Below are 26,998 nucleotides of genomic sequence, written 5' to 3' on the forward strand. Positions count from 1 at the left end.
AAATTCATGGCTAAGGAAGAGCTGATCCAGTTCGAAGGACTGGTCACCGAAATCCTCCCCGACGCCCGCTACCGCGTGCAGCTCGACGCCGGACACGAGATCGTTGCCTATACCGCCGGCAAGATGAAGAAGAACCGCATCAAGACGCTCGCGGGCGACCGCGTGACGGTGGAAATGTCGCCCTATGACCTCGAGAAGGGGCGGCTGATTTTCCGCCACAAGGACGAACGTCCCAGCGCGGCGGGTGGACCGCCGCGTCCCGGCCAGCGCGGCGGCCAGTTCCGCCGCCGCTAATCGGTTCTCGCGCGCGAGCGCGGCAGTAAAATTCCGATCCGTATGCTGATCCGCCGTGACATCACGGCGGATCAAAAAATCGTGCGCGTCAGGATTGTTTTGAGGCTTTAATTCCGATAAAATGAATTAATCGATTTTCGGCCGGACGACATTAGCATCCACCGGTACAGCCGGTTCAGACACGCTGACGACCCTTCCAAAATTCGATCTAACCTGCCTGCGCGAGCGGGCTCTTACATTGTGTTATCTAGAAGGGACTACCCCAGTGAGCATGGGAACCGTGAAGTGGTTTAACGCGACCAAGGGCTTTGGCTTCATCCAGCCCGACGATGGCGGCAAGGACGTGTTCGTTCACATCAGCGCCGTCGAGCGCGCGGGCCTCGGCTCGCTGCACGAAGGTCAGAAGGTCTCCTATGAGATCGTGGCCGACCGCCGCTCCGGCAAGTCGGCAGCGGACAACCTCCGCGCCGCGGGCTGAGCCTGCCGGGCCTCTCGCCCGGATATTGACTCGGGCCGGCTCAGGCGAGCCAAGGAATAAGGCCGTGCGCAACGCACGGCCTTTTTCATGTCGGAAGGAAGTGGCTGCGCTCAGTAGCGTCGTGCAGGCCGTAGAGGTGCGTTAACCACGGACGACCCGCGGCACAGAGAAGTATTCTTGCTCGCGCGAGCTTTCCGGGTGGACCGAGATCCTCCCGGGCAAAGCGCCAATCGGTCCTGCTAGTTGGTCTTGGCGGCCCCGCCAGCAGCCCCGCTGGCATTGTTGCTCAGCGAACCTGCCTGGGTCATCGTGTGGTTGAAGTAGGCGTCGCTGTCGCCGAGCGTCAAGCGACGCTGGCAAAGCGGCATGCAGCTGTAGGACTCGCGCTCGATCCCGCGATAGACGGTGACGAGCCGGTCGCTCGGACCTTCGACCTGGATCTGGCGGTCGACCAGGATCTCGCCGCCCCGGTCGAGCGCGATGAAATTGGTGGCACCATAACCCTTCCCGGTCACGACGATCATGCCGCCGGGCTGCAGCGTGACGTCGGCGATCAGGGGATTGCCGACCACGATGGTCGCGACCTTGCCGGGGAGCCGGACCAGCTTGGCCTGGTCGACATTGACGGCAATGGTGTCGGCGGTGGGCTCGGCAAGGCCGGCACCAGGCGATGCCAGCATCGCAGCCGCGACCAGAAGGCAGACGCGCGCCTGACGGCGCAGCAACTCTTTACGCATACACTTACCCCCGGGACGTCACAAACCGGCAGAAACGATCAGATACAGCGGAGCCGGTGCCCGACCCGGCTAACCTGCCCTTAATTCGTGAACGTTCCGCAAACTCGCCGACTATTGTTTGAAGGGACCGGCGCTTTGTGGCTCTCGGAGGCGTTGACGCCGCCCTAAAGCTCGATGAGACGAATCGTCATCGCGCTTTAGGTTATTGTTTGAGCATGATCTTTTCGGAAAACCGCTGCACGCTTTTCCGGATCATGCCTAGCGGCGGAACGGATAGGCGAGCTGGCCGCCGATTTCCTTCGGTATGGTCGCTTCGTCCTTGCCGTAATCCTGCGGCAGCCTGCCCTCCGGCATACGGAAGGTGCCGAACAGCACGTCCCAGATCGGGAATGTCCCGGCAAAATTGGTGTCGCCGCCCTCTGCGAGCGAAGTGTGGTGCCAGCGGTGGAACACCGGCGTCGCCAGCACGTATCTGAACGGTCCGAAGGTCCAGTTCAAGTTGGCGTGCACGAAGGCAGAATGGAAGGTGGTGAACGGGCCGACCCAGATCATGACGTTCGGGGAGATACCGCCCATCAGCAGCACGACGTCGACGCTGATCGTCCCGAGCATGAGATTGACGGGATGGAAGCGCGCCGCAGAAATCCAGCCGATCTCCTCCGAGGAATGATGGATTGCATGGTACTTCCAGAACCCGCCGTCGTGGAAAAGCCGGTGCAGCCAGTACAGCATGAAATCGGACAGCACCAGGAACAGCACGGCCTGCACCCACAGCGGCAGCTGTGACAGCGGGCCATGGCCATTGTCGTAGAAGGCGATGAGTTCGTCGGCATCATGGATGTTGAAGACGACGCCGGCGCCGACGATCAGCAATCCGATCCGCATGGTACGGGCGAACACCGGAACGAAGAACCAGTAGCAGATGTCGGTGATGATCTCCCGCTTGCGCCACCACGGCGCGCCGGGATTGCAGGCCCAGAAATGCTCGAGCACGGTGAAGACTGCCGCGAGCACCAGGGTGACGGGGAGCACCTTCGCGATGGTCTCGCCGAGCATCAGGGCGACTTGCATGGGCAGGCTCGACATCGTCGCCTCACTTCCGAATTGCTGGTCCCGCCTAGGCCTACTCCGCTAGATTTAAGGGAGGGTGAAGCCGGCCGGCGCGTGCGCTGCATTCGAAACCGGGCCTAATTCAACGCCCGCCTTAAGACGAAATTCACTCTGGCCAAAAGCATCGCGCGACAAGCGGATTTGCGCGATTGAATTAACGCTACCGAAAGAGCTCGGCTCTCATCTTCGTCGCGTCAAAGACGGCGCCGAACGAGGCGATCCCACCCAGAAGGAGTTTTGTTCATGAAGAACCTGATTGCGCGTTTCGCGAAGGACGAATCCGGCGCCACCGCCATCGAATACGGTCTGATCGCCGCCGGCATCGCGCTGGCCATCATCACGGTCGTCAACAATCTCGGCAGCTCGCTGAACACCAAGTTCGGCTCGATCAGCTCGTCGCTGAAGTAAGTACCCGACGAGCAATTCGCAAAAGCCCCGGATCTCCGGGGCCTTTGTTTTTCTGAAGACGGCGAGTTCCAGTGGCGTTGCGCGAGTACAGAACCGATGCCGCGGTCGCGGCGAACGAGGCGGAGGCGGCGCAGACCGGCTCGCCGGCCTATTGGGTCTGCCTTGCGCTGCTGCTTGCGACGGTCGCGCTCGCCGTGCGCATTGCCAGCCTCTGGTGAGCACGCTCGCGGCGGAGCCAGCCTCGCCACCCGGCTGCCGTTGTCGGTTTGTTTAGCACTGCCGGCTAGCATCCGCGCCGCCAGCTTCGGCGACACAACCAGGCCTCAAGACGCAGCCCATGATCCTCGACCTTGCGCGCCTTCTGCTCTTCCCGGCTCTCATGGCATTCGCCGCCGCGAGCGACCTCTTCACGATGACGATCTCGAACCGCGTGTCGCTGGCATTGGTCGCCGGCTTCTTCGCCCTCGCTCTCGCCGGTGGCATGGCACCTTATGAGATGCTGAGCCATGTCGGTGCCGGCGCACTTCTGCTCGTCGTGGCCTTCACCTGCTTTGCGATGGGCTGGGTCGGCGGCGGCGATGCCAAGGTCGCGGCCTCCGTCGCACTCTGGTTCGGCTTTGCGCATCTGATGAACTTTCTGCTCTACGCCTCGCTGTTCGGCGGGGCGCTGACGCTGCTCCTGCTTCAGTTCCGGCAATGGCCGCTACCCTACGGACTGGCGGGCCAAGCCTGGCTCGCACGGCTGCACGCCAAGGAGAGCGGCATTCCCTACGGCATCGCGCTCGCACTGAGCGCGCTGATGGTTTACCCGGAGACCGAATGGGTGAAGGCGATCGATCTCGCTCACCTCGCGCTGCGCTGAACGCACCGGGTAAACCCGGCGTTAAGGCGATTTAGATACGCCTCATTAACCATGCTTTGACGAATAGCTGGTCAACTGCCGATCACGGCGGCGGCAGCGTCGCGGCGTTTTGTTGGAAAGTGAAGCGTATGAATAGGGCACGCATTGTCGTCCTGACCGTCGCCATCTGCGCCGGCGGCGTCGCCGCGTACCTGGCGAGCGGCACGGACAATTCTGCGCCGCCTCCGGCTCCGGTCGCACAGCTTCCGACCGTCGACGTCCTGGTCGCCAAGAACGACATCGGTCTCGGCCAGACCGTGAAGCCGGAAGACGTGCAATGGCAGACCTGGCCGACCGCGACCGCCAGCGCCACTTTCATCCGCCGCAACGAGCGTCCCGAGGGCGTGACCCAGGTGACCGGCTCGATCGCGCGCGCTCCCTTCATCCAGGGTGAGCCGATCCGCGACCAGAAGCTGGTCAAGGCCGAGGGCTCCGGCTTCATGGCGGCCATCCTGCCGAGCGGCATGCGGGCGATCTCGACCGAGATCTCGCCGGAGACCGGCGCAGGCGGCTTCATCCTGCCCAACGACCGCGTCGATGTGATCCTCACGCGCCGCCTCAAGAATCCGGACCAGAGCAACGGTGCTCCGGACATCGTCACCTCCGAGATCATCCTGACCAACATCCGCGTCCTGGCCATCGACCAGGCGCCGAAGGAGAAGGACGGCCAGAACACGGTGGTCGGCAAGACCGTGACCTTGGAGCTCAATCCCGCGCAGACCCAGGCGCTTTCGTCGGCCCGCCAGGCCGGAACGCTGTCGCTGGCGTTGCGCAGCATAGCCGACGTCAAGATGAGCGAGATCACGCTCGACGAATCCGCACAGAAGCGCGACGGCGTTTCGATCATTCGCTACGGCATTCCAAGTCAGACGGCGAAAGCAAGATGAAGGCAGTCGATATGAAATGCAGGGCAAATCTGGCGACGATGCGAACCTCACTGGTTCGCGCCCTGTCGTTTTCGGCCGCCCTCGCGCTGACGCTCAACCCGGCCCTCAGCCCGGTGGTCGCCGCCGACTACCGTCCCGTGGCGCCGGTCGCGGCCGACGGCCAGATGAACGCGCGTTTCCTCTCGCTCGGCATCGGCAAGTCTGTCGTGATCGACCTGCCGCGCGACATCAAGGACGTGCTGGTCGCTGACCCCAAGATCGCCAATGCCGTGGTCCGCTCGGCGCAGCGCGCCTACATCATCGGCGCCACCGTCGGTCAGACCAACATCGTGTTCTTCGATTCTGCCGGCCAGCAGATTGCGGCCTATGACATCGCGGTCAAGCGCGACCTCAACGGCGTGCGGGCCGCGCTGAAGCAGATCCTGCCCAATTCCGACATCCAGATCGACGGCCTCGGCGATGGCATCGTCCTGACCGGCACGGCGGCGAACCCGTTGGAAGCGCAGCAGGCCAACGATCTCGCCGCACGGCTCGCCGGCAGCGCTGACAAGGTGGTGAACTCGATCGTGGTCCGCGGCCGCGACCAGGTCATGCTGAAGGTGACGGTGGCGGAAGTCCAGCGCAACATCGTCAAGCAGCTCGGCATCGACCTCTCCGCGAACCTGAACTACGGCACCTCGGTGGTGAGCTTCACCAACTCGAATCCGTTCACGGCTCTCGGCAAGAACCTCGTGGACGGCAACAACCTGACCACGAAGTTCGGCGCGACGCCGACCGTGCAGGCCACCCTGCGCGCGATGGAGACCGCGGGCGTGATCCGTACGCTGGCCGAGCCGAACCTGACCGCGATCTCCGGCGAGTCGGCGACCTTCATTGCCGGCGGTGAATTCCCGGTGCCGGCAGGCTACGCCTGCGATCCCGTCACGCATGTCTGTACCACCCAGATCAGCTTCAAGAAGTTCGGCATCTCGCTCAACTTCACCCCCGTGGTTCTGAGCGAGGGCAAGATCAGCCTGCGCGTGATGACCGAGGTCTCGGAACTGTCGAACGAAAATGCGATCACACTATCCCAGGCCGTGAGCTCGACGTCGGTGAACTCGCTGACGGTGCCCTCGATCAGGACCCGCCGCGCCGAGACCTCGCTGGAAATTCCCTCGGGCGGCGCGATGGCGATGGCCGGCCTGATCCAGCAGCAGACCAAGCAGGCGGTCAGCGGACTGCCGGGGCTGATGCAGCTCCCGGTCCTCGGCACGCTGTTCCGCAGCCGCGACTTCGTCAACAACGCAACCGAACTGGTCGTGATCGTGACGCCCTATGTCGTTCGCGCGGTCGCGCAAAAGGACCTGTCGCGGCCGGATGACGGCTTCGCCGCCCCCGCCGATCCGCAGGCCGAGTTACTCGGCAACATCAACCGCATCTACGGCGTGCCCGGCCGGACCGAACCGGCCAGGAATTACCGCGGCACCTACGGCTTCATCACCGACTGAAGCGGAACGGGGACTTCACGATGATCACAAGACCACCCCAGCTTCGCAAACGCGCCATCCGCCTCGGTGGCGCGCTCGTCGGCATGGCGCTCGCGCTCGGCGGCTGCCAGCACGACGAAGCGGTCACCGCCTCCATTCCCGACGATTACAAGCAGCGCCATCCGATCGCGATCGAAGAGCAGAACCGCTCGATCGTCGTCTTCGTCGGCCACGCCCGCGGCGGCTTGACCGCCGCCCAGCGCGCCGACGTGATGGGCGTCGCCTCGGCCTGGCTGCACGAGGGCACCGGCGCCATCCGCATCGACATGCCCTCCGGCACGCCCAACGCGCGTCCGGTCGCGGACACCATGCGTGAGATCCAGGCGATGCTGGCGGCGGCAGGCGTTCCGCCGCGCGGCATCAACGTTCACCCCTACCAGCCGGAAGACAAGCGCTTCCTGCCGCCGATCCGACTCACTTACTCCAAGATCGCCGCGGTCGCGGGTCCCTGCGGCCTGTGGCCGGACGACATCGGCCCCTCGATCAAGAACAAGAGCTGGTTCGAGAACAAGGACTATTACAATTACGGCTGCGCCTATCAGCGCAACCTCGCGGCGATGGTCGACAATCCGTCGGACCTCGAGCAACCGAGGGCTGAAACACCGACTTATATAGCGCGTCGCACCACGGCCTTCGAGAAGTATCGCAAGGGAACGACGACGGCGACCCTCCATCCCGAAGCCGACAAGGCCAAACTCAGCGACACCGGCAAATGATCAGCTACGCTCGCCAGCCTCAAGAAGAGCAGCCGGAAACCCCGCCCCCGCCGGTCGAGGAGCATATTGCGCCCTCGCCGCGTGTCTCGGTGCAGGCGTTCTGCGAGACCGTGGAGACCGCTGCCGCGGTGCAGTCGGCCGGCGAGGATCGCCGTCTCGGCAAGGCCCATCTGAAGATCCAGATGGGCGGCATGGCGGCGGCGATCGAAGCCTATCGCTCGGCCCCGACACCGAACGTGATCGTGCTCGAAAGCGACGGTCGCAGCGACCTCCTGGGCGGGCTCGATCAGCTCGCCACCGTCTGCGACGCCGGCACCCGCGTGGTCGTGATCGGCCGCATCAACGACGTCATGCTCTACCGCGAGCTGGTGCGCCGCGGTGTCAGCGACTACGTGCTCGCGCCGGTCGGCGCGATCGACGTCGTGCGCTCGATCTGCAACCTTTTCTCGGCACCGGAAGCCAAGGCGGTCGGCCGCATCATCGCCGTGGTCGGCGCCAAGGGCGGCGTCGGTGCTTCCACCATCTCCCACAACGTCGCCTGGGCGATCGCCCGCGATCTTGCGATGGATGCGGTCGTCGCGGATCTCGACCTCGCCTTCGGCACCGCCGGGCTGGACTACAACCAGGACCCGCCACAGGGCATTGCCGACGCCGTGTTCTCTCCCGATCGGGTCGACACGGCCTTCATCGACCGCCTGCTGTCGAAATGCACCGATCATCTCAGCCTGCTGGCAGCGCCCGCGACGCTCGACCGGGTCTATGACTTCGGCTCCGACGCCTTCGATGCCGTGTTCGACACGCTGCGTTCCACCATGCCCTGCATCGTGCTCGACATCCCGCACCAATGGTCGGGCTGGACCAAGCGCGCCTTGATCGGAGCCGACGACATCCTGATCGTGGCCGCGCCCGATCTCGCCAATTTGCGCAATACCAAGAACCTGTTCGATCTGTTGAAGGCCTCGCGCCCCAACGACCGGCCGCCGCTCTACTGCCTGAACCAGGTCGGTGTCCCGAAACGGCCCGAAATCGCCGCCACGGAATTCGCCAAGGCGATCGAGAGCCAGCCGGTCGCGTCGATCCCGTTCGAGCCGCAGATCTTCGGCTCGGCGGCCAACAACGGCCAGATGATCGCGGAGATCTCGGCCAATCACAAGTCGATCGAGATGTTCCTTCAGATCGCCCAGCGCCTGACCGGCCGCAGCGAGACGAAGAAACAAAAATCGTCCTTGTTTTCACCCCTGATTGAGAAGTTGCGGGGAAAATAAGCCGCCGCATGGAGTTGTTAAGTGTTCGGTAAGCGTAGCGGAACAGACACCGACTTTCGGGCTCCCAAGCCCGGCGCCGTGTTGCCCGAGCCCTCCCAGGCTCCGGCGGCGACGGTGTCGCGCGCCCCGCTCCCGCCGGCCGTCGCCTCGCCATCGCTTGCCCCTGCCAAGGCGCCGCCGCCTCCCGCCATGGAGAGCCGGCGCTCGGACAATTATTACGAGGTCAAGGCGACCATCTTCGGTGCGCTGATCGAGGCCATCGACCTCGCCCAGCTCGCCAAGCTCGATTCCGAGTCCGCCCGCGAGGAAATTCGCGACATCGTCAACGAGATCATCGCGATCAAGAACATCGTGATGTCGATCGCCGAGCAGGAGGAACTGCTCGACGATATCTGCAACGACGTGCTCGGCTATGGCCCGCTGGAACCCCTGCTCGCGCGCGACGACATTGCCGACATCATGGTGAACGGCGCCGGCACCGTCTTCATCGAGGTCGGGGGCAAGATCCAGCGCACCGGAATCCGCTTTCGCGACAACCAGCAGCTCCTCAATATCTGTCAGCGCATCGTCAGCCAGGTCGGCCGGCGCGTCGACGAATCCTCGCCGATCTGCGACGCGCGCCTCGCCGACGGCTCCCGCGTCAATGCCATCGTGCCGCCGCTCGCGATCGATGGCCCCGCCCTCACCATCCGCAAATTCAAAAAGGACAAGCTGACGCTCGATCAGCTCGTCAAGTTCGGCGCGATCTCGCCGGAAGGCGCCGAGATCCTCCAGATCATCGGCCGGGTCCGCTGCAACGTGCTGATCTCCGGCGGCACCGGCTCGGGCAAGACGACGCTGCTCAACTGTCTGACCAACTACATCGAGCACGACGAACGCGTCATCACCTGCGAGGACGCGGCCGAGCTCCAGCTCCAGCAGCCTCATGTGGTCCGGCTCGAAACCCGCCCGCCCAACATCGAAGGCGAAGGCCAGGTCACCATGCGCGAGCTGGTGCGCAACTGCCTCCGTATGCGCCCCGAACGCATCATCGTCGGCGAAGTCCGCGGACCCGAGGCATTCGACCTGCTTCAGGCCATGAACACCGGCCATGACGGCTCGATGGGAACGCTGCATGCCAACAATCCGCGCGAGGCGCTGTCGCGCTGCGAATCCATGATCACCATGGGCGGGTTCTCTCTGCCCTCGCGCACCATTCGCGAGATGATCTGCGCATCCATCGACGTCATCGTCCAGGCGGCGCGCTTGCGCGACGGCTCGCGCCGCATCACCCACATCACCGAAGTGATGGGCATGGAAGGCGACACCATCATCACCCAGGACATCTTCCTCTACGATCTGATCGGCGAAGACGCCAACGGCAAGATCATCGGCCGGCACCGCTCGACCGGCATCGGCCGCCCGAAATTCTGGGAACGCGCCCGCTATTACGGCGAAGAGAAGCGCCTTGCCGCCGCGCTCGACGCCGCGGAATTGGCGCCGACAACATGAGCAGGTCAGCGTCATGAAGATGCAGGTCCTCGCCCTCGCCTTTCTCGCCACGGCCGCCGTCGGCGGCATCGCCTGGGTCTTCCTCTATCCACTCCTGTCGGGGGAGCGAAAGGCCGAAAACCGCCGCGCTTCGATCGCGCGTGCCGACACGCCCGCAGCCAAGCAGACCGAGAAGAGTCAACGATCGCGCCGTGAGCAGGTCGAGACTTCGCTCAAGGATCTCGAGGCGCGGCGCCAGCAGGAGAAGAGAGTCCCGCTCAGCGTCCGCCTCTCGCAGGCGGGGCTCGACTGGACCCCGCAGAAATTCTGGGTCGTGTCCGCCGTCGTGGCGGGCGTGCTGTTCGCGGCTGCTCTGTTCGTCGGAGGCGGCCTGCTCGGCGCCGCCGGCCTCGGCTTTGCCGGCGGCTTCGGCCTGCCGCGCTGGGCGCTGGGCTTCCTCAAGAAGCGTCGCGAGACCAAGTTCCTGGCGGCACTGCCCGATGCGGTCGACGTGATCGTCCGCGGAATCAAGGCCGGCCTGCCGCTGTTCGAGTCGATCAAGGTTGTCGCCGCCGATTCACCGGAGCCGCTGCGCAGCGAATTCCTCCAGATCATCGAAACGCAGGCGATCGGCATGCCGCTCGGCGAGGCCTGCTCGCGGCTGTATGACCGCATGCCGCTCCCAGAGGCGAATTTCTTCGGCATCGTAATCTCGATCCAGCAGAAGTCGGGCGGCAACCTATCCGAAGCGCTCGGCAACCTTTCCAAGGTGCTGCGCGACCGCAAGAAGATGAAGGAGAAGATTCAGGCGATGTCGATGGAGGCCAAGGCCTCGGCCGGCATCATCGGCTCGCTGCCGCCGATCGTGATGTTCCTCGTCTATCTCACAACGCCGCACTACATCTCGCTGCTTTGGACCCACCCGACCGGCCAGCTGATGCTGGTCGGCTGCGTCGTCTGGATGTCGATCGGCATCATGGTGATGAAGAAGATGATCAACTTCGATTTCTGACGGTGCCGTATGGTCGAGTTTCTCGTTTCGAAGCTACATGACGTCCGCTTCATGACCATGCTGCTGGCGGCCATTGCCGCCAGCGCCACCGTCTATACGCTGGTGATGCCGCTGTTTGCCGGCGAGGGACTCTCCAAGCGCATGAAGGCGGTGGCGAGCGAGCGTGAACGCCTCCGGCAGCGCGAGCGCGAGCGCCTCAACAAGAACGAGAAGGTCTCGCTGCGCCAGACGCCGAAGCAGCTCGTCTCCAAGGTGGTCGAGGACTTCAACCTCACCAAATGGCTGGCGCAGGAAGCCGCCCGCGACAAGCTCATCATGGCGGGCTACCGCGGCCAGGCGCCCTACATCACCTTCCTGTTTGCCCGCATGGTCGCTCCGATCGGGCTCTTCGTCGGTGCCGCCGTCTACGTCTTCTTGATCGCGCACATGAAGCAGGCGATGCCGATCAAGATCGGCATCTGCGTCGGCGCGGCCTATCTCGGCCTGCAGGCACCTATGCTGTTCCTCAAGAACGCGATCTCCAAGCGCCAGCTCTCGATCAAGCGCGCCTTCCCCGACGCGCTCGACCTGCTGCTGATCTGCATCGAATCCGGCATGTCGGTCGAAATGGCGTTCCGGAAGGTCTCCACCGAGATCGTCGGCCAGTCGATTGCGCTGTCGGAGGAGTTCGCACTGACCACGGCCGAGCTGTCCTACTTGCAGGACCGGAAGATGGCCTATGAGAACCTGGCGCGGCGCACCGGGCTCGAAGGCGTCAAGTCGGTCTGTCTCGCGCTTCAGCAGGCGGAGCGTTACGGTACACCGCTCGGGCATTCCCTGCGGGTCATGGCACAGGAAAACCGCGACATGCGCATGAATGAGGCCGAGAAGAAGGCCGCTGCGCTACCGCCGAAATTGACGGTGCCGATGATCCTGTTCTTCCTGCCGGTGCTGTTCGTCGTCATTCTCGGACCGACGGGCATCAAGATCACCGAGCTGCACTGACGCGAGGGAGCGGCGCGCCGTCCGCCGGCGACGTCAAGTTCAAGCCGATCAGTCGGGCTGGCTGAGCGAAGCGACCGGGGTCCGCTTCGGTGCGCCGCGCGGGGCGTCGTTGCGGTTCAGCATTTCCTTGAGATAGGCGACATTGGCTGCGGCCTGGTCCGGCGGTAGGTCCGCCTTGACGATGGTCTCGGCCTCGGCGAAGCGCCCTTGGAGGCCGACGACCAGAGCGAGATTCTGCCGCACCCGGGCGCTCGCGCGCGGCGAAGCGTAAGCCTGTCGCAGCGCCTCTTCGGCCTTGGGCAGGTTCCTCGTCAACATGTAGGACAGGCCGAGATTGGAGAGGACACCGGGATCACCCGGCGCGATCTTCAGGGCGCTCGCATAATAGGAGCGCGCCTCCTCGTGCCGGCCCATCTGATCGAGCGCAGTACCCTGCACCGAGAGCAGATGCCAGTCCGGATTGTCGGGCGAATGCGCCTTCGACAACACGTCGAAGGCCTGCTGGAAATTGCCGTTGTCGGCGAGCGCGCGGCCGTACTGGGCGAGCAGCGGCTTGTTGCCGGGATTGGCGATGGTCGCCTGCTCCAGCACGGCGACGGCTTGGGCACGCTGGCCATTGGCGCGCAAGGCCTGGCCATAGGCGAGCGCGGCGCCGGCATCCTTGGGATTGGCACGATAGCGCTCGCCATAGACTTCGACAGCGCGCGCGGGATCGGCGGGAGCGGCTTCCGCCCGCGGCCCGACCGAGCCCGTGACCTCGGAGAGCTTCGACATGCCCGTGCAGCCGCCGAGGCCCGTAGCCACTGCCGCGATCAGCGAGGTGGACGCAAGAAGCCGGGCAAGACTGAACCGTTGACGCATGACGCTTTGACTCTCGAGCCGATTGATCGAGCCGAACGCGCCAGCAATAGACTGTTAACCCTAACGGCCAGTTAACACCGGGCAAGTCGCACCGCTCACGGCGGCGTCTGCGGCGGCACCTTCCCGCCGGGCCCGAGATCGAGGCCGAGCACCTTCGCCTGTTCGTTCAGGTCCCGCAGTAATTGCACTCTCCGTAGCGCCTGAAGCTGGACTTCGACTCCTTCCGATGGCGTCTTCGCGCCCGGTCAATATTCAATGGCAAGCCGCTTGCGGATTTCATCGATGCGTTTGTCCAGCGCATCGAACCGCGCGTGGACGGAGCGGTCGTGGAGATAGAAGACGTAGCCGCCGGCGAGGAACGCGAAGATCCAATGATGGTGCTCGACATAGCCGAAGATCGCCTCGATCACCTGGCCGATGAATGTGACCACGTTCCACACGAATTCCATTGCAATTCCTCCCGGCAGGCTCGTCGGCCGCCGGCGAACTCCAACAGCTGGCGGCCGTCCTCGGAACCTAGCATGGCCCCCGCACTGCGAGTAGCGGCTCGCTGACCGGTGAAAGCAAAGCCGATTGCGGCGGCGGCGAAACTCTGCGAAGTCTCGTTCCTACGACCTGCTTGATCTGACGATCCGGACCCGCCAATGCCTTCTGTCTTCGAGACGTCGCCCACCGCCATCCCGATCACCTTCGTCACCAAATCGAGCTGGGATCAGGTCGCTGAGGTGCTGCCGCCGGCGCAACGCCAGTTCGCCACCGCAAGCGCCTTTGCCGCCAAGCCCGGCGGCTATCTCGCGCTGCCCGCGCCGGATGGCGCAATCGCACAGGTGCTGTTCGGCCTCGAGGACGAGGGCGCCAGATCGCGCGACCTGTTCCGGCCGGGCGCCCTGCCCGGCCTGCTGCCGCCGGGCGCCTATCGCTTTGCCAATGCGCCGCACGATGCACGGCTGGCGGCACTCGCCTTCGCGCTCGGCAGCTACCGCTTTGCCCGTTACCGCAAGGCTGACAGGCCCGACGTCCGGCTGGTGCCGCCGGATGGCGTCGAGGCGACCGAAATCGATCGCATGGCAGATGCGGCGATGTTGGCGCGCGATCTCATCAACACACCGGCCAACGACATGGGACCGGAGCAGCTCGCCGCAGCCGCGCAAGCGCTCGCCGCCGAATTCGGCGCAAGCTTCGCCTGCATCATCGGTGAGGATCTGAAGACGAATTTTCCGCTGATCCACGCCGTCGGCATGGCCTCCAGCCGTGCGCCACGGCTGATCGACATCGGCTGGGGCGATCCGGCTCATCCCAAGGTGACGCTGGTCGGCAAGGGCGTCTGCTTCGACACCGGCGGGCTCGACCTGAAGCCGTCGAGCGGCATGCTGATCATGAAGAAGGACATGGGCGGCGCCGCCAACGTGCTGGCGCTCGCACGCATGGTGATGGATGCGAAGCTGAAGGTGCGGCTGCGCGTGCTGATTCCAGCCGTGGAAAACGCGGTCGCCGGCAATGCCTTGCGCCCGCTCGACATCTTCACCTCGCGCAAGGGCATCACGGTCGAGATCGGCAATACCGACGCCGAAGGCCGGCTCGTGCTTGCCGACGCGCTGGCGCTGGCCGATGAGGAGAAACCGGAGCTGCTGATCGACCTGGGCACGCTGACCGGCGCGGCGCGCGTTGCGCTGGGGCCGGATTTACCGCCCTTTTACACCAATGATGAGACGCTGGCTGCCGACGTCGCGCGTTGCGCGGTGAAGGAGAACGATCCGTTGTGGCGCATGCCGCTGTGGCCGCCTTACGATGCCTGGCTGGACTCCAAGACGGCGACCATCACCAACGCGCCGTCCGGCGGCTTCGCCGGCTCGATCACCTGCGCGCTGTTCCTGCAACGCTTCGTCGAGCACGCCGAGAGCTGGCTGCATGTCGATATCTACGGCTGGACGCCGTCGGCGAAGCCGGCGCGGCCCGAAGGCGGCGAGTGCCAGGCCGCACGCGCCATCTACGCACTCTTGAGCGAACGCTATGCATGACCCGCGGCTGACGCCGGCGCGGGGCGACATCGCCGCGAAATATCTCGAAGGCAAGGTTGAGGCGGATCGCTTCGTCACCGGCGAGGAATTCGAGGTGGTCGAGGCGATCGCGCCGGTGCGCCAGCAGCCATTCCCGAACGCGATGCTGATGACGGAGGCGCTGCGCGGCGAGCGCGTCACCATCTACGACCGCAACGCCGAAGGCTGGACCTGGGGCCAGCTCAATGGCGACGGCTATGTCGGCTGGCTGCCGGATGCAGCGCTCATGAAGCCCGCGGCCGCCCCGACCCACGTGGTCAGCGCGCTGCGAACATTTGCCTTCCCCGGCCCCTCGATCAAACTGCCGCCAGCGGACACGCTGGTGCTGGGATCAAGGCTCACGATCGTGCGCGAGGATGGGGCCTTCGCGGTGACGCGCGAGGGAACGTTCTTACCGAAAACGCATCTCGCCCCGCTCGATCATCGCGAGCCCGATTTCGTCGCTGTCGCCGAACGCTTCGCCGGCACGCCCTATCTCTGGGGCGGCAAGAGCAGTCTTGGCATCGATTGCTCGGGCCTGGTGCAGGTCTCGTTGACTGCTGCCGGCATCGGCTGCCCGCGCGACAGCGACATGCAGCAGGCGGGGCTCGGCCGCGCGCTGGAGCCGCACGAGCGAGGCAGCTTGCTGCGCGGCGATCTGATCTTCTGGAAAGGCCATGTCGCCATCGTACGCGACGCCAGCTCCATGGTTCACGCCAATGCGCATCACATGGCGACCGTGATCGAGCCGATCGAGCCGGCGCTCGCGCGGATCAGGCAAGCCGGCAGCGAGGTCGCCGCGATCAAGCGGCTCTGACGAACGCTAGGTCGCGACCGCCCCATTCCCGGCCGTCTCCAGCCGGAACGCAGCGGCGAACAGCGCGCGGGTGTAATCCGTCTTCGGATTCTTGAAGAGCTCGGCCGCCTGTCCCTCCTCGACCACCTTGCCGCCGCGCATCACGATGAGATGGCTGGCGAGCGAGGCGACGACGCGCAGATCGTGCGAGATGAACATGTAGGTGAGGTCGCGCTTGCGCTGGAGCTCGCGCAACAGATCGACCATCTGCGCCTGGAACAGCATGTCGAGCGCGCTGGTCGGCTCGTCCAGCACGACGAAATCCGGCTCCAGCACGACCGCTCGCGCGATGCTGATGCGCTGGCGCTGGCCGCCGGAGAATTCATGCGGATAGCGGTGGCGGGTATCCGGCTTCAGCCCGACATCCTCGAGCGCCTTGACGACGCGCGCCTCGCGCTCCTCGCGCGAGAGATTCGGCTGATGCACGGAGAGGCCTTCGGCGATGATGTCGGCGACCGACATGCGCGGTGAGAGCGAGCCGAACGGATCCTGGAACACGATCTGCATGTCGCGTCGGAAGGGCCGCATCTCCTTGAAGCGCAGGCCCTGGATGTCCTTGCCCAGGAACACGATGCGTCCGTTCGAGGAGATCAGCCGCAGCAGCGCGAGTCCAAGCGTGGTCTTGCCCGAGCCGGATTCGCCGACGACGCCGAGGGTCTCGCCCTTGCGCACGGCGACGCTGACGCCGTCGACCGCTTTGATGTGGCCCACCGTCTTGCGCATCAAGCCGCGCTTGATCGGAAACCACACCTTCAGCTCATTGGCTGACATCACCACCGGCGCACCCGGCTGCGGCGGCGCCGGATCGGGCTTCGGTTCCGCCGCGAGCAGGTCGCGCGTATAGGGATGTTTCGGGCTCCTGAAGACCTGCTCGACCGGCCCCTGCTCGACGATCACGCCGCCCTTCATAACGCAGACAGTGTCGGCGATGCGGCGCACGATGCCGAGGTCATGGGTGATGAAGAGCAGGCTCATGCCGAGCCGCGAACGGATCTCGGCGAGCAGCGCCAGGATCTGCGCCTGCACGGTGACGTCGAGCGCCGTGGTCGGCTCGTCCGCGATCAAGAGGTCCGGCTCGTTGGCGAGCGCCATTGCGATCATCACGCGCTGGCGCTGGCCGCCAGAGAGCTGGTGCGGATAGCTCTTCAGCCGCGTCTCGGGCTCGGGAATGCCGACCTGGGTCAATAGCTCCAGCGTCCGCCTGCGCGCCTCGGCATTGCTGGTCGGGTTGTGCAGCTGGATAATCTCGCCGATCTGCGCCTCGATCGTATGCAGCGGATTGAGCGAGGTCATCGGCTCCTGGAAGATGATGGAAATGTCGCTGCCGCGGACCTCCCGCATCTGCTGCTCGGATTGATCGATCAGCTCCTGGCCCTTGAAGCGGATGCTGCCCGAGGGATGCGAGGCGTTCGGATAGGGCAGCAGCTTCAGGATCGAGAGCGCGCTGACCGATTTTCCGGAACCGGATTCGCCGACCAGCGCGACGCATTCGCCGCGCTTGATCTGGAACGAGATCTTGTCGACCGCGAGCGTGGTGGCGCCGCCCTGGTGGAAGGCCACCGAGAGATCGCGCACGCTGAGCAGGGGCTGGTTGATCGCGTCCATAGGTTTACCTGAACGTCTTGCGCGGATCGAAGGCGTCGCGCACGGCTTCGCCGATGAAGATCAAGAGCGACAGCATGATTGCGACCGAGAAGAAACCGGAGAAGCCGAGCCAAGGTGCTTGCACATTGGCCTTCGCCTGGGACAGCAATTCGCCCAGCGAAGGCGACCCCGGCGGCAGGCCGAAGCCCAGGAAATCGAGCGCCGTCAGCGTCATCACCGAACTCGACACGATGAAAGGCAGGAACGTCATGGTCGCGACCATGGCGTTCGGCAGCAGATGGCGGAACATGATGACCGGATTGGAGACACCGAGCGCCCGCGCCGCCTGAATGTATTCGAAATTGCGCCCGCGCAGGAACTCGGCCCGCACGAGACCGACCAGCGAGACCCAGGAGAACAGCAACAGGATACCCAGCAGCACGAAGAAGCCGGGCACGAGGACCGAGGACAGGATCAGGAGAAGGTACAGCGAGGGAATCGCTGTCCAGATCTCGATGAAACGCTGGAAGATGAGATCGACCCGACCGCCGAAATAGCCTTGCACCGCCCCCGCCGCGATGCCGATGACGGATGAGACGATGGTGAGGCACAGGCCGAACAGCACCGAAATGCGGAAGCCATAGATCAGCCGCGCGACCACGTCGCGCCCCTGATCGTCGGTGCCGAGCCAGTTATATTCGAGGTCGCGGCAGCTCTTCAGCCCCTTCTTCTCCACCACCGGCTTGCATTGCTTCTCGGTCAGCATCCAGGTCGGCGGCGACGGCGCCGGCGTCGGCAGATCGAGATTGTGGGTGTCGTAGGAATAGCGGATCAGCGGCCAGACGATGCTGCCGCCCTTGTCCTTGATCAGCTTCTGCAAATAGGGGTCGCGGTAGTCGGCCGCCGTCTCGAAATCGCCGCCAAAGGTGGTCTCCGAGTAAGTCACGAAGGCGGGCCAATAGAGCCGGCCGTCGAACTTGATCAGGAAAGGCCGGTCGTTGGCGATCAGCTCGGCGAACAGCGAGACCACGAACAGAATAATGAAGATCCAGAACGACCAGTAGCCGCGGCGGTTCGCCCTGAAGTTCTGCCAGCGCCGCTTGTTGAGCGGCGAAGGGGCGAACGACTTGCGCGTGATCGGAACGACCTCCCCCATTGGGGATTGAGTCGTGGTCTCGATGGGCGTCGGCGCGGTAATCGTCATCAGACCTCCCGCGCCTCGAAATCGATCCGGGGGTCGATCCACATATAGGTCAAGTCGGAGATCAGGTTGATCACGAGGCCGACCAACGAAAAGATGTAGAGCGTGCCGAACACCACGGGATAGTCGCGGTTGAGCACGCTCTCGAAACTGAGCAGCCCGAGCCCGTCCAGCGAGAAGATGGTCTCGATCAGCAGCGAGCCCGAGAAGAAGGCGTGGATGAAGGTCCCGGGAAAACCGGCGATCACGATCAGCATCGCATTGCGGAAGACATGGCCGTAAAGCACCCGGCCCTCGCCGCACCCCTTGGCACGCGCGGTCATGACGTATTGCTTGCGAATCTCGTCCAGGAACGAGTTCTTGGTCAGGAACGTCATGGTGGTGAACGCGCCGAGCCCCATGGCGATCAGCGGCAGCGTCAGATGCCAGAAATAATCGATGATCTTCCAATACCAGGGAAACTGCGACCAGCCGTCCGAGGTCAGTCCGCGCAGCGGGAACCAGTTGAAGAAGGAGCCGCCGGCAAACAGGATGATGAGAAGGACGGCGAACAGGAAGCCGGGAATGGCATAGCCAAGCACGAGAACGGTCGACGTCCAGGTGTCGAAGCGCGTGCCGTCCTTAACCGCCTTGCGGATGCCGAGCGGGATCGAGATCAAATAGGTGATCAACGTCAGCCAGATTCCGAGCGAGATCGAGACCGGCAGCTTCTCCCTGATCAGCTGGATCACGCTGACGTCGCGGAAATAGCTCTTGCCGAAATCGAAGCGCGCGAAGTTCCACACCATCAGGAGAAAGCGTTCCGGCGCCGGCTTGTCGAAGCCGAACTGCGCCTCCAGCTTCTTGATGAAATCAGGATCGAGGCCCTGCGCACCGCGATATTTCGAGTTGATGGCATCGCCGCCGGCCCCCAACTGCCCCGGCGCGCGTTGCGCGAAATCGCCGCCGCCCGAAATGCGCGAGCTACCGCCGGTGTCGGCGCCCGAGAGCTGCGCGATCACGCGCTCGACCGGGCCGCCCGGCGCGAACTGCACGACGATGAAGGACACGAAGAGGATCCCCAGCAGCGTCGGGATCATCAAGAGGATGCGGCGGGCAATATAGGCGCTCATGATTATTTCGCCTGCTCGAGCTTGGCCGCCTTGGCGCCATCATGCCACCAGATGTCGGGAGCACCGACGCCGTTGGCGTAACGCGGCAGCTTCTGGGGGTGGCTGAACTGATCCCAATACGCCAGCCGGTGCGTCTTGTTATACCATTGCGGCACCCAATAGCGGCCGGCGCGGAACAGGCGATCGAAGGCCCGACAGGCGATCGTCAATTCCTCGCGGCTGTCGGCCGCCATGATCTTCTCGATCATGGCATCGATCGCCGGGCTGGCGACGCCCGCGAGATTGTACGAGCCCTTGGTGTTGGCAACCTGCGACGAGAAGAACGCGCGCATGGCATCTCCCGGCGTCGCCGACATGCTGAAACGCTGGATCGTCATGTCGAAGTCGAAATCTTCCTGGCGCGCCTTGTGCTGCACGGCATCGACGACGCGCACGCTCGCCTCAATGCCGAGCGTCCCCAGGTTCTTGATGTAGGGCGCATGGTGCGGCTGGAAGGAGGGCTCGTCCAGCAGGAACTCGATCCTGAAGATCTCGCCATTCGGCAGCACCCGCTTGCCGTCCTTGATCGGTACGCCGGCCTCGTTCAACAATTGCTGCGCCTTGCGCAGCAGGCTGCGGTCCTGCCCGGAGCCATCCGAGACCGGCGGCGTGAAGGGCGCCGCGAACACGTCGTCGGGAACCTGGCCGCGGAACGGCTCCAGCAGCTTCAGCTCTTCCGGCGACGGAGGCCCGTTGCCGGCCATGAGGTCCGAGTTCTGGAATGGCGAAACCGTACGGGCATAGGCGCCGTACATGATGGTCTTGTTGGTCCACTCGAAATCGAAGGCGTTGATCAACGCCTCGCGCACGCGCGGATCTTTGAATTTATCGCGCCGTGTGTTGATGAACCATCCTTGCGCACCGGACGGGGTATCGTCGGGCACGACCTCCATCTTGACCCGACCGTCCTTGGCGGCCGGAAAGTCGTAGCGCGTCGCCCAGATGCGCGAGGTGAACTCCTCGCGGTAGAGATAGTTCTTGCCGGTAAACCCCTCGAAGGCGACGTCGCGGTCGCGATAGAACTCGTAGCGCACAACGTCGAAATTGTAGCTGCCGCGGCAAACCGGCAGATCGGCGGCCCACCAGTCCTTCACCCGCTCGAACTCGATGTAACGATTGACCTCGAACCTGCCGACCTTGTACGGACCTGAGCCGAGCGGAACCTCCAGCGACAACTCGTCGAACGGGCGGGACGCATAATACGTCTTCGAGAAGATCGGCAGGCCCGCGACATAGAGCGGGACGTCGCGTGCGCGCCCCTTGGCGAAGGTGACGACGAGCGTCGCATCGTCGATCGCTTCCGCACTGACCATGTCGCGCATCTGCACGATGATCAGCGGATGCCCCTTGGTCTTCAGCGCCGTCAGCGAAAACGCTGCGTCGTGCGCGGTGAGCTTGCTGCCGTCATGGAATTTCGCCTCGGGCCGCATGGTGAAGCGATAGACAAGCTTGTCGGGCGATATCTGCACGGATTTGGCGGCGAGCCCGTACATTGCGTCCGGCTCGTCATTTGCCCGCACCATCAGCGGCGCAAACGTCATGTCCATGCCTTGCGCGCCGTCACCCTTGAGGATGAAGGCGTTGAGCGAGTTGAAGGTCTGGTAGGACTGATTATACGATTTCACCGACGGGATGAGCGAGAACGTGCCGCCCTTCGGCGCACCTGGATTGACATAATCGAAATGGTGGAAATCGGCGGGATATTTGAGATCGCCGAACGCCGAGATCCCGTGGGCCTCGGTCGGCCTTTCCGACGCCGTTGCGCCGCGCTGCCAGGCGGCGCCGAGCGCGCCGGCGACACCCAGAGCAAGCACATGCCGGCGTGAAAGGTGCGCCATGCGCAAAGGCTCCCTCAAGAGCGTTTTCCGTTCCGCGCCGCTTTCTCGGCGTCATACCACCACAGCGTCGGCAGGCCGGACCGCCCATATTTCGGCATTGGCTCGGCGTGGCTGAAGCGATCCCACCGTGCATAGCGCGCGAACGGATAGGTGAACTGAGGCACCACGTAGAAATTCCAGAGCAGCACGCGATCGAGCGCATGGGTAGCGGCAACGAGACCGGCGCGATCCTTGGCGAAGATCACCTTCTCGATCAACGCATCCACGGCAGGGTTCTTGATGCCGACGGTGTTGCGCGCGCCAGGCATGTCGGCGGCCTGCGAGCCCCAGAACTCGCGCTGCTCGTTGCCCGGCGAGAGCGACTCGCCCCACTGATCGATGATCATGTCGAAGTCGAAGCTGCGCAACCGGTTCTGGTACTGCGCATCATCGACCGTACGAACCGACGCATTGACGCCGATCCGCTCCAGTGAAGGCTTGTAGAACAATGCGATCCGCTCGGATGAGGGATCCTGCACCAGGATTTCGACCGTCAGAACCTTGCCCGAGGCATCCACCAGCTTGTGGTCGCGCACTTCGAAACCGGCCTCTTTCAGCAGCTTTGCCGCTTCGCGCAGATTGGCGCGCACGGCCTCCGAGGTGCCGCCGACTGGATTCTGGTAAGGCGTGGTGAAAACTTCCGGCGGCACCTTGTCCTTTACGGTTTCGAGGATCTGCAATTCCTCTCCCTGGGGCAGACCGGTCGCGGCAAGTTCCGTGCCTTCGAAATAGCTGTTGATCCGCTTGTACTGACCGAAGAAGAGCTGCTTGTTCATCTCCTCGAAATCGAAGGCATAGTTGAAGGCGCGCCGCACCCGCGCGTCCTTGAACTGGGGGCGCCTGATGTTGACGACGAAGGCCTGCATGCGGCCGGAATCGTTGATCGGAAATTCTTCCTTGATCACCCGCTTCTCCGCGACCGCGGGGAAGTCATAGGCCGTCGCCCACTGCTTGGCGGAGTTTTCCGCGATCCAGTCGGCCTGGTCGGCCTTGAAAGCTTCCAGCGCCACGATGTTGTCGCGGAAGAACTCGAAGCGCAGCTCGTCGAAATTGTTGGTGCCGATCTGGCTGGGGAGATTGGCACCCCAATGATCTTTCACCCGCTCCAGCTTGATCGAGCGTCCCGCCACGAATTCCTTGATCCGGTACGGCCCGGAGCCCAGCGGAATCTCCAGCGTGGTCGCGCTGACGTCGCGCTTGCGGCCCTGCGCGTCGGTGCCTTCCCACCAATGCTTCGGCAGCACGATCAATTCGCCGACGATGGTCGGCAATTCGCGGTTGCCCGGCCCGTCGAAGCTGAACTTGACGTCGCGCTCGCCGACCTTCTCCGCCTTGGTCACATGGCGATAATAGGACGCGTACATCGGGCTCTGCTGCTTGAACGTCTCCAGCGAGAAAATGACGTCCTCCGGCGTCACCGGCTTGCCGTCATGCCAGCGGGCTTCCTTGCGCAAACGATAGATCACCCAGGAAAAATCGTCCGGATGTTGTGCGGCCTCGGCAAGTTCGCCGTACTCGGTCGCAACCTCGTCCTGCGCCCGGGTCATCAGCGTTTCGTATATCATCGCCGCGGCTGGAGCGAGGGAGCCCTTGATGCCGGCGACCGCGAGGTTGAAATTGTCGAAGGTGCCGATCGAGATCAGGCGGGCGACGCCGCCCTTGGGCGCATCCGGATTGACGTAATCGAAGCGCTTGAAGTCGGCGGGATACTTGATGTCGCCGAACAGCGACAGCGCATGGCGCCAGGGAAGCCCAGGCAGCTCACCCGATTGCGCCTGTGCCGTGCCGATGACGGAAACGCTGCCCACGGAACCAAGGGCGGGGAGCGCTGCGGCCGCAGTACCGGTGAGCAGGAGATCGCGTCGGGTGATGGCCAAATCAACATTCCTGTCTTGAAGGAGGCTACTCCTTTAAGTTCCCAATATAGGCGAGGTTTCGACCGAATATGTTGCTTTTTCCTCATCTTGGAAGCCCGGACTGCCTCTCAGATGCGGCCAAAAGCCCCGATAACGTCGCCGCGAGGCCCGGATACGGAAACGGCCAGGCTTTTCAGCCTGGCCGCGTATTCCACGATAGGTTTTCGACGCCTTACTTCGATGCCGTCGGCAGCGGCTGCGGATGCTCCGACAGCGAATTCAGATAGGCAATGACGTCGGCGCGTTCGGAATCCTTCGGGATACCGGCGAAGCCCATCGCGGTGCCAGGGACGAAGCCCTTCGGATTGGCGATGAACTTGTTGAGGTCGTCGAACGTCCAGGTCCCGCCCTTGGCCTTCATGGCAGCCGAGAAGTTGAAGCCGCGGCCTTCGCCCTTCGGCTCGCCAATGACGCCATAGAGGTTCGGACCGACGCGATTCGGGCCGCCCTTCTCGAAGGTGTGGCAGGCGCCGCACTTCTTGGCAGCCGCCGCGCCCTTTTCGACGGAGGCGGTCTGGAGCAGCTTTTCGATCGGCTCGGAAGAGGCTGCAGCGGCGGCGCCGCCTTCCTTGCCGTGGCTGGCATCTTCCTTGACCGCGATCTCGAAGCCCGGCTTTTCCGGCATCTTGGGGGAGAATAGCGCCTGGGCGGTGAAGCTCGTCACCAGCAGAACGAGACAGGTGCCGAGCACGGCACCGAGAATCTTATTGAGTTCGAAAGAGTCCATTTCCGGCCAGGCCCCACCGCAAGAAGGAAACAGCGGCCCAAGCGGCCGCCAGGACGAGCCTCGGGAGAATCAAAACGTTCCTTATTGTTTCCCCGAGTTTTGCCATTGAGATATCGGTTTGCCCGGGGTCTGGCAACCCGTATAAGCGACCCGGCTTTCAGCCCGTCCCCACTCCATTTCTCGGCGCGGAAAACGCACCGTTTCCAGGCCCTTGACCCAATGATCGATCCCCGCATCCTGGTGCTGATCCCGGCCCGCATGGCCGCCACCCGCCTGCCCGGCAAGCCGCTCGCCGATATCGCTGGATTGCCGATGATCGTACATGTGCTGCGCCGCGCAGAAGCCGCTGCAATCGGCCGGGTCGCGGTCGCAACCGACACGCCGGAGATCGCGTCCGTGGTGACCGCCCATGGCGGTGAGGCGGTGATGACCCGCCCGGACCACCCCTCGGGCTCGGACCGCATCCACGAGGCCATGCAAAAGCTCGATCCGGACGGCAAGGCCGAGATCGTGATCAATCTCCAGGGCGATTTCCCGACCATCACGCCTCAGACTATCCGCGAGGTGCTGCCACCCTTTGCCGAGCCTGCGGTCGATATCGTGACCTTGGCCTCGCAGATCCACACCGAGGAGGAGGATCGCGCCCCGAGCGTCGTGAAGGCCGTGGGCTCGCCGATCGGGCCGAGGCGGCTACGGGCACTTTATTTCACCCGCGCCACAGCCCCATACGGCAACGGACCGCGTTACCACCACATCGGCCTTTACGCCTACCGTCGCGCCGCGCTGGAAAGGTTCGTGTCGCTGCCGCCATCGCCTCTGGAGCGCCAGGAGAGCCTGGAACAGCTCCGGGCGGTGGAAGCCGGCATGCGCATCGACATCATGATTGTCGACAGCGTGCCGCGTGGCGTGGACACACCGCCCGATCTCGAAACCGCGCGTAGCATCCTTTCCAAATCCTGAGCCGCTGTTACAAGGCCGATCATGAGCAAGCTGAAAATCGCATTCCAGGGCGAGCCTGGGGCCAATTCCCACATCGCCATCGTCGAGGCGTATCCCGACGCGGAGCCGATGCCCTGCGCCACCTTCGAGGACGCGCTGTCGGCGATCTCGTCGGGCGATGCCGATCTCGGCATGATCCCGATCGAGAATTCGGTCGCCGGCCGCGTCGCCGACATCCATCACCTTCTGCCGGCCTCCGGCCTCTTCATCATCGGCGAATGGTTCCTGCCGGTCCGGCATCAGCTGATGGCGGTGAAGGGCACCAAGCTCGAAGACATCAAGAGCGTGGAGAGCCATGTCCATGCGCTCGGCCAGTGCCGGCGCATCATCCGCAAGCTCGGCATCAAGCCGATTGTGCACGCCGACACCGCCGGCAGCGCCCGCGACATTTCCGAGCGCAAGGACAAGACCGTCGCGGCGATCGCCTCGCGCCTCGCCGCGAAGATCTATGGGCTCGACATCCTCGCCGAGGACGTCGAGGACGAGGCCCACAACACCACGCGCTTTGTGGTACTGGCGCGCGAGCCGAAATGGGCCGCGCAAGGCTCGGGCCCGCTGGTCACGACGTTCGTCTTCCGGGTGCGCAATTTGCCGGCCGCGCTCTACAAGGCGCTCGGCGGCTTTGCCACCAACGGCGTCAACATTACCAAGCTCGAAAGCTACATGGTCGACGGCAATTTCTTCGCCACGCAGTTCTACGCCGACGTCGACGGCCATCCCGATGACAAGGGCCTCGCCTTCGCGATCGAGGAGCTGAAATTCTTCTCGCGCGAATTCCGCATCGTCGGGGTGTATCCGGGACACCCGTTCCGTGCGACGTTCAGCGAGGCGCAGGATTAGAGGTCGCCCCGGCGAAGGCCGGGGCCCATAACCACGGCTGCGCGTTGTTGCGGAAGGTCTCTGAAATCGAGTTTCCGCGGAAAGATTCTGCGGTATGGGTCCCGGCCCCCGTGCGCAATTGCGCACTAGGCCGGGACGACGCCTTAAGCCGCGCTTTTCGCCAGCCCGAACGCCTCCGCCAGCAGCGAATACGACTTCTTCCGCGCCTCGTGGTCATACACGGCGGTGATCACCATCAGCTCGTCCGGCTTGCTCGCATAGATCAGCGGCTGAAGCTTCTTCTGCACGTTTGCCGGGCTGCCGACGAACAGGCGCGAGCGGTTGCGGAGGATCGAGATGCGCTCGGCATCCGTATAGGGATAGGCCAGCGCCTCCTCGACGCTCGGCAGCGGAAGATATTGGCCGCGGTCGCGGCGAAGGCGGTTGAGGTCGAAGGAGCTGGCGAGCCTTTCGGCCTCCTCATCGGTGTCGGCCGTGATGGCCGCGACCGCGAGGATTGCGTGCGGGCGGGCGCGCCAGGCCGAGGGCTGGAAGCGGTTGCGGTAATGCACCATCGCATCGATCGCATCGTGTGAGGCGAAGTGATGGGCGAAGGCGAAGCCCATGCCGACCTGTGCGGCGAGCTCGGAGGAATAATCGCTCGAGCCGAGCAGCCAGATCGGCGGCAGCCTGGTGTCGTCGGGCATGGCGACGACATTGTTGTAGGGGTGGCCCGAGGGGAATTCGCGGGTCTCCCACAAGATCAGCTCGTGCAGCCGCTCCAGGAAATCGTCGCCCTCGCGGCGGTCAAGCCGGCTGCGCAGTGCGTAGGCGGTGGCGCCGTCGGTGCCGGGGGCGCGGCCGAGACCGAGGTCGATACGACCAGGAAACAGCGCCTCCAGCATCTTGAATCGCTCGGCCACCACCAGCGGCGCGTGGTTGGGCAGCATCACGCCGCCGGAGCCGACGCGGATATGTTTCGTCACCGCCGCGATCTGCCCGATCATCACGTCGGGCGCGGGGCTCGCGACGGACGCGAGGTTGTGATGCTCGGCGAGCCAGTAGCGGACATAGCCGAGCCCGTCGACATGGCGCGCCAGATCGATGCTGTTGCGCAGCGCCGCGGCAGGCTTGGTGCCGGTGGTGACGACCGAGAGGTCGAGGACTGAGAGCGGGATCATGG

General features: G+C 64.1%; 27 protein-coding genes. 16 read left to right on the forward strand and 11 right to left on the reverse strand.

Annotation, left to right across the window (positions count from 1 at the left end; genetic code table 11):
* Positions 1 to 6: 6 nt before the first annotated feature.
* Both infA and ACR9YP_RS00715 read left to right on the forward strand, forming a co-directional pair.
* Positions 7 to 294 carry a translation initiation factor IF-1 gene (gene infA / locus ACR9YP_RS00710; protein ID WP_092292310.1) on the forward strand — a complete coding sequence of 96 codons (288 nt, stop codon included), beginning with the start codon at positions 7 to 9 and terminating at the stop codon, positions 292 to 294.
* Positions 295 to 559: 265 nt separating this feature from the next.
* Entirely contained in the window at positions 560 to 772 is a 213-nt protein-coding gene (locus tag ACR9YP_RS00715; RefSeq protein WP_370987979.1) for a cold-shock protein, read from the forward strand.
* Positions 773 to 1,011: 239 nt separating this feature from the next.
* Here ACR9YP_RS00715 and ACR9YP_RS00720 read toward each other — a convergent pair whose 3' ends face one another.
* Together ACR9YP_RS00720 and ACR9YP_RS00725 are read right to left on the reverse strand one after the other, a co-directional pair.
* On the reverse strand, positions 1,012 to 1,509 hold the full coding sequence (locus ACR9YP_RS00720; protein WP_128936635.1) for a pilus assembly protein N-terminal domain-containing protein: 498 nt from the start codon (positions 1,507 to 1,509) through the stop codon (positions 1,012 to 1,014).
* 258 nt (positions 1,510 to 1,767) lie between these two features.
* Complete coding sequence (locus ACR9YP_RS00725; RefSeq protein WP_438104607.1) at positions 1,768 to 2,595, reverse strand: sterol desaturase family protein; 828 nt, start codon at positions 2,593 to 2,595, stop codon at positions 1,768 to 1,770.
* A 267-nt stretch (positions 2,596 to 2,862) separates the two neighbouring features.
* On the opposite strand from ACR9YP_RS00725, the gene ACR9YP_RS00730 reads away from it, so the two are divergent.
* The 10 genes from ACR9YP_RS00730 (at position 2,863) to ACR9YP_RS00775 (ending at position 11,788) form a co-directional block, all read left to right on the forward strand.
* Positions 2,863 to 3,027: a Flp family type IVb pilin gene (locus ACR9YP_RS00730; protein ID WP_014498224.1), complete on the forward strand. Its 165-nt coding sequence runs from the start codon at positions 2,863 to 2,865 to the stop codon at positions 3,025 to 3,027.
* A 77-nt stretch (positions 3,028 to 3,104) separates the two neighbouring features.
* Positions 3,105 to 3,245 (forward strand): hypothetical protein, encoded by a 141-nt coding sequence (locus ACR9YP_RS00735; protein ID WP_164934713.1) that lies wholly within the window; start codon positions 3,105 to 3,107, stop codon positions 3,243 to 3,245.
* A gap of 119 nt (positions 3,246 to 3,364) precedes the next feature.
* Positions 3,365 to 3,889: an A24 family peptidase gene (locus tag ACR9YP_RS00740; RefSeq protein WP_128940034.1), complete on the forward strand. Its 525-nt coding sequence runs from the start codon at positions 3,365 to 3,367 to the stop codon at positions 3,887 to 3,889.
* A 128-nt stretch (positions 3,890 to 4,017) separates the two neighbouring features.
* Entirely contained in the window at positions 4,018 to 4,815 is a 798-nt protein-coding gene (cpaB, locus tag ACR9YP_RS00745) for a Flp pilus assembly protein CpaB (protein WP_438104604.1), read from the forward strand.
* A gap of 11 nt (positions 4,816 to 4,826) precedes the next feature.
* Positions 4,827 to 6,302 carry a type II and III secretion system protein family protein gene (locus ACR9YP_RS00750; protein WP_438110520.1) on the forward strand — a complete coding sequence of 492 codons (1,476 nt, stop codon included), beginning with the start codon at positions 4,827 to 4,829 and terminating at the stop codon, positions 6,300 to 6,302.
* 20 nt (positions 6,303 to 6,322) lie between these two features.
* Complete coding sequence (locus ACR9YP_RS00755; RefSeq protein ID WP_438104602.1) at positions 6,323 to 7,057, forward strand: CpaD family pilus assembly protein; 735 nt, start codon at positions 6,323 to 6,325, stop codon at positions 7,055 to 7,057.
* Complete coding sequence (locus ACR9YP_RS00760; RefSeq protein WP_091881234.1) at positions 7,054 to 8,322, forward strand: CpaE/TadZ family protein; 1,269 nt, start codon at positions 7,054 to 7,056, stop codon at positions 8,320 to 8,322. Before ACR9YP_RS00755 ends, ACR9YP_RS00760 begins: the two co-directional genes overlap by 4 nt.
* A 21-nt stretch (positions 8,323 to 8,343) precedes the next feature.
* Positions 8,344 to 9,813, forward strand: a complete 1,470-nt coding sequence (locus tag ACR9YP_RS00765; protein WP_091881232.1) for a TadA family conjugal transfer-associated ATPase — start codon at positions 8,344 to 8,346, stop codon at positions 9,811 to 9,813.
* A gap of 13 nt (positions 9,814 to 9,826) precedes the next feature.
* Positions 9,827 to 10,804 (forward strand): type II secretion system F family protein, encoded by a 978-nt coding sequence (locus ACR9YP_RS00770; RefSeq protein ID WP_370987974.1) that lies wholly within the window; start codon positions 9,827 to 9,829, stop codon positions 10,802 to 10,804.
* Positions 10,805 to 10,813: 9 nt separating this feature from the next.
* The gene (locus ACR9YP_RS00775) at positions 10,814 to 11,788 is read left to right on the forward strand and encodes a type II secretion system F family protein (protein ID WP_091881228.1); all 975 of its coding nucleotides are present in this window, start codon (positions 10,814 to 10,816) and stop codon (positions 11,786 to 11,788) included.
* A 48-nt stretch (positions 11,789 to 11,836) separates the two neighbouring features.
* On the opposite strand, the gene ACR9YP_RS00780 is transcribed toward ACR9YP_RS00775, so the two are convergent.
* Both ACR9YP_RS00780 and ACR9YP_RS00785 read right to left on the reverse strand, forming a co-directional pair.
* Positions 11,837 to 12,649 (reverse strand): tetratricopeptide repeat protein, encoded by an 813-nt coding sequence (locus ACR9YP_RS00780; RefSeq protein WP_091881226.1) that lies wholly within the window; start codon positions 12,647 to 12,649, stop codon positions 11,837 to 11,839.
* A gap of 245 nt (positions 12,650 to 12,894) precedes the next feature.
* Positions 12,895 to 13,098: a hypothetical protein gene (locus tag ACR9YP_RS00785; RefSeq protein WP_438104600.1), complete on the reverse strand. Its 204-nt coding sequence runs from the start codon at positions 13,096 to 13,098 to the stop codon at positions 12,895 to 12,897.
* Between the two features lie 195 nt (positions 13,099 to 13,293).
* Here ACR9YP_RS00785 and ACR9YP_RS00790 point away from each other — a divergent pair, with 195 nt between their 5' ends.
* Both ACR9YP_RS00790 and ACR9YP_RS00795 read left to right on the forward strand, forming a co-directional pair.
* A complete protein-coding gene (locus tag ACR9YP_RS00790) occupies positions 13,294 to 14,667 on the forward strand; it encodes a leucyl aminopeptidase family protein (protein ID WP_438104599.1) in 1,374 nt (457 codons plus the stop codon).
* Positions 14,660 to 15,502 (forward strand): C40 family peptidase, encoded by an 843-nt coding sequence (locus ACR9YP_RS00795; protein WP_438104597.1) that lies wholly within the window; start codon positions 14,660 to 14,662, stop codon positions 15,500 to 15,502. The genes ACR9YP_RS00790 and ACR9YP_RS00795 overlap by 8 nt, the downstream gene beginning before the upstream one ends.
* 6 nt (positions 15,503 to 15,508) lie before the next feature.
* On the opposite strand, the gene ACR9YP_RS00800 is transcribed toward ACR9YP_RS00795, so the two are convergent.
* The 6 genes from ACR9YP_RS00800 to ACR9YP_RS00825 all read right to left on the reverse strand — a co-directional run bounded on the left by ACR9YP_RS00800 (position 15,509) and on the right by ACR9YP_RS00825 (position 23,997).
* Complete coding sequence (locus tag ACR9YP_RS00800) at positions 15,509 to 17,146, reverse strand: ABC transporter ATP-binding protein (RefSeq protein ID WP_438104595.1); 1,638 nt, start codon at positions 17,144 to 17,146, stop codon at positions 15,509 to 15,511.
* Positions 17,147 to 17,150: 4 nt separating this feature from the next.
* A complete protein-coding gene (locus tag ACR9YP_RS00805) occupies positions 17,151 to 18,329 on the reverse strand; it encodes an ABC transporter permease (protein WP_370987967.1) in 1,179 nt (392 codons plus the stop codon).
* A complete protein-coding gene (locus ACR9YP_RS00810) occupies positions 18,329 to 19,438 on the reverse strand; it encodes a microcin C ABC transporter permease YejB (RefSeq protein WP_128940026.1) in 1,110 nt (369 codons plus the stop codon). The genes ACR9YP_RS00805 and ACR9YP_RS00810 overlap by 1 nt, the downstream gene beginning before the upstream one ends.
* A gap of 2 nt (positions 19,439 to 19,440) precedes the next feature.
* On the reverse strand, positions 19,441 to 21,315 hold the full coding sequence (locus ACR9YP_RS00815; RefSeq protein ID WP_438104593.1) for an extracellular solute-binding protein: 1,875 nt from the start codon (positions 21,313 to 21,315) through the stop codon (positions 19,441 to 19,443).
* Between the two features lie 14 nt (positions 21,316 to 21,329).
* Positions 21,330 to 23,231, reverse strand: coding sequence for an extracellular solute-binding protein (locus ACR9YP_RS00820; RefSeq protein ID WP_438104592.1), 1,902 nt, complete (start codon positions 23,229 to 23,231; stop codon positions 21,330 to 21,332).
* Between the two features lie 211 nt (positions 23,232 to 23,442).
* Positions 23,443 to 23,997 (reverse strand): c-type cytochrome, encoded by a 555-nt coding sequence (locus ACR9YP_RS00825; protein WP_370987964.1) that lies wholly within the window; start codon positions 23,995 to 23,997, stop codon positions 23,443 to 23,445.
* Between the two features lie 219 nt (positions 23,998 to 24,216).
* On the opposite strand from ACR9YP_RS00825, the gene ACR9YP_RS00830 reads away from it, so the two are divergent.
* Both ACR9YP_RS00830 and ACR9YP_RS00835 read left to right on the forward strand, forming a co-directional pair.
* Positions 24,217 to 24,957: a 3-deoxy-manno-octulosonate cytidylyltransferase gene (locus ACR9YP_RS00830; protein ID WP_438104590.1), complete on the forward strand. Its 741-nt coding sequence runs from the start codon at positions 24,217 to 24,219 to the stop codon at positions 24,955 to 24,957.
* 21 nt (positions 24,958 to 24,978) lie between these two features.
* Positions 24,979 to 25,836 carry a prephenate dehydratase gene (locus ACR9YP_RS00835; RefSeq protein WP_474218808.1) on the forward strand — a complete coding sequence of 286 codons (858 nt, stop codon included), beginning with the start codon at positions 24,979 to 24,981 and terminating at the stop codon, positions 25,834 to 25,836.
* A 143-nt stretch (positions 25,837 to 25,979) separates the two neighbouring features.
* On the opposite strand, the gene ACR9YP_RS00840 is transcribed toward ACR9YP_RS00835, so the two are convergent.
* Positions 25,980 to 26,996 (reverse strand): LLM class flavin-dependent oxidoreductase, encoded by a 1,017-nt coding sequence (locus ACR9YP_RS00840; RefSeq protein WP_438104588.1) that lies wholly within the window; start codon positions 26,994 to 26,996, stop codon positions 25,980 to 25,982.
* Positions 26,997 to 26,998 lie beyond the last annotated feature (2 nt).

The sequence above is a fragment of the Bradyrhizobium sp. BR14999 genome (assembly GCF_056106085.1).